Below are 2,244 nucleotides of genomic sequence, written 5' to 3' on the forward strand. Positions count from 1 at the left end.
GGCGGATCTTCCGCAGGTCCCGCTGCAGCCCCAACCGCATGACGTCAATCGCCAAGGCAGTCCTCACACTGGAGCTGCAACGCTGAAGAAGCTCAGTGCTTCGCTCTGTTCGATCCCGGTGCCGTGGAAGGCGATGTAAGGGCCGATCCGTTAGAAGTTGTAGTTGCCGATGCGTCCCCGGATGACGGGGATCCACCAAAGAACCAGGAACTTCTGACTGGGCATGAACGTCTTCGATTCCGTGATCATCTCGACACCCGCTCTTGTCTAGCCGCGTGTGTCTCCGGAGAAGCCGGGTACACAGGGGACCGGCTCGCCGGTATCGGCGTCGATCAGCCCGCGTGCAGCTCGCAACGGGCCTCCGGCGCACGGTCCGAGCGCAGCCAGGGCGACACGACGACCGCGAGCACCAGACCCCCGCCCTCGAAGCTCGCCATCGGCAACCCGGCCAGCACCTCCGCAGGCGGTCGATATCCATTCCGCCGCGCTTGAGGACGCGGTACAACACGCCGTGCCCCCGGTGATGCTCTGGCACCAGCGTAAAATCCGCCGACGATTCCACAAGACCGTCCCCGCAGAGTACCCGTCCATCAACTCGAACAACGGCCTTCGTTGGGTTCACGTGCACCTTGGCCTGAGTGCATGATCAGACGAAGGCCGACGTCACGTCCGGTGATTCCCGGGTGAGCGACGTCATTCGGCTCTCCATTCGAGTCCAGCGACAAAAACTATGTAGCCTTACTGCATGTTGATCGCTCTACACGGCTCGTGGCATCAGCCCGCGCACTTTGCCGACCTCACCAGCCGCCTCACACACACCGGAATCGACGTCCTCGCCCCCGACCTGGACAAGGACTCGCTGCCGGACCGCGTAGCCGCCGCCCAGGAGGCTGTCGACTCCTGCCCCCAACCGCCAGTCGTGCTCGCTCACTCCTTCGGTGGCCTGGTGGCCGGGTCGCTTACCGGGGTCCGGCACATCATTCATCTCGCGTCTTACGTGCTCGACCCAGGTGAGACCGCCACGGACGTCGCTGTTCGCGCGATCGAGCAGACAGGCACGCCTGATCCCCTGCTAGCAGTGATGAGGCCTGGTCCGGACGGATACACACATGTTGATCCGGAGAGCGCAAGAGAGGCGTTCTACGCCGATTGCAGCCCCGAAGACGCGAAGGCAGCCACACAGTTGCTGCGTCCCGAGCGGGACGACATCGGGCAATGGACTCCGACACGGGTCAACCGTGATGTCACACCCAGCACCTATGTGCAGTGCCAGCGGGACCGTGCGTTGCGCCCCGAAATCCAGAAACAGTTCGCAGCCCGCTGCGGCGAGGCACTGGCTTGGCCGACCAGCCACTCCCCGTACCTCAGCCGACCCGACCTCGTCCTGGACCTTGTCCGCCGTATCGACTCCGTGGGAACCTCGCAGACCTAGGGCAGTGCCTGGGCCCCGTCGTGTGACACAGCAGGACCGTCCAACTCTCCGGCGAATTGCCCAGGCGGCGGACCCAGTTCGAATGTCATCGAGCTCGGTAGACAAAGAACTTCCGCATGACGATGTCAAGGTGGTGCTGTGACGGTCGGTAAGGGCTCTTAGCACACTCCGTCGCGGAGCATGGCTCACAAGACGTTGGTCCGCCGACGGCCAGAGCGAGTAAGGCCTGCTTGTTCCCCTTTCCCTCGTTCCGCGTGCGTCCGTGGTAAGCCTGGGAGGCGGAGTAGTTTTCAGGCCCGCCCTCGCGGAGCGGTAAGAGGCCCGGAGCAGGCCGCGGTGGTAGCGGCGCGGGCGACACATGTTGCCGCTGACTCGGCCGGAGTCCCGCGGCACGGGTGCCAGGCCGACGAACGACGCGACGCCGTCGGCCGCGCAAAAGCCTCCAGGTCGTCACCGGTGGCGGCGATGAACTCGGCGCCGAGGGGCCTGCCCCCGCCGGGCAGGCTCCGGGTCACCGTTGCGTTTCGGTACTCGTTGAACCCGACCTTGATGGGCGCCTCGAGTTCGGCGATCTCTCGTTGAGGGCCAGCACGCCCTTGGCGAAGCGGGCGACCATGGCGGCCGCGAGGGCCTCTCCCGGCAGCGCGGTGTGTTGGGCCCTGGCCGCCTCGACGGCGGTGTCAGCGAGCGCGGCGGCGTTCTCCACCTTGCGGTTCTTCTAGTGCTCTGACCGGGAAGGTTCGCCGGATTGTCGGATCATTCCTGCTCGGAGGCAGCGGCGAGGTGACGGCGGCAGAAGTCGGCAGCCGTGA

1 protein-coding gene and 2 pseudogenes are annotated in these 2,244 nt (G+C 65.4%); 2 read left to right on the plus strand and 1 reads right to left on the minus strand.

What is annotated here, in order from left to right; genetic code table 11:
- Together ACZ6IM_RS42530 and ACZ6IM_RS42535 are read left to right on the plus strand one after the other, a co-directional pair.
- Positions 1-86: pseudogene (locus ACZ6IM_RS42530) on the plus strand (IS5/IS1182 family transposase); the annotation flags it as partial.
- A gap of 659 nt (positions 87-745) precedes the next feature.
- Positions 746-1,432 carry an alpha/beta hydrolase gene (locus ACZ6IM_RS42535; RefSeq protein ID WP_319218832.1) on the plus strand — a complete coding sequence of 229 codons (687 nt, stop codon included), beginning with the start codon at positions 746-748 and terminating at the stop codon, positions 1,430-1,432.
- Positions 1,433-1,617: 185 nt separating this feature from the next.
- On the opposite strand, the pseudogene ACZ6IM_RS42540 reads toward ACZ6IM_RS42535, so the two are convergent.
- Positions 1,618-2,150, minus strand: a pseudogene (locus ACZ6IM_RS42540) (transposase); the annotation flags it as partial.
- Positions 2,151-2,244: the final 94 nt, after the last annotated feature.

It is taken from the genome of Streptomyces sp. NPDC042336 (genome assembly GCF_055581985.1).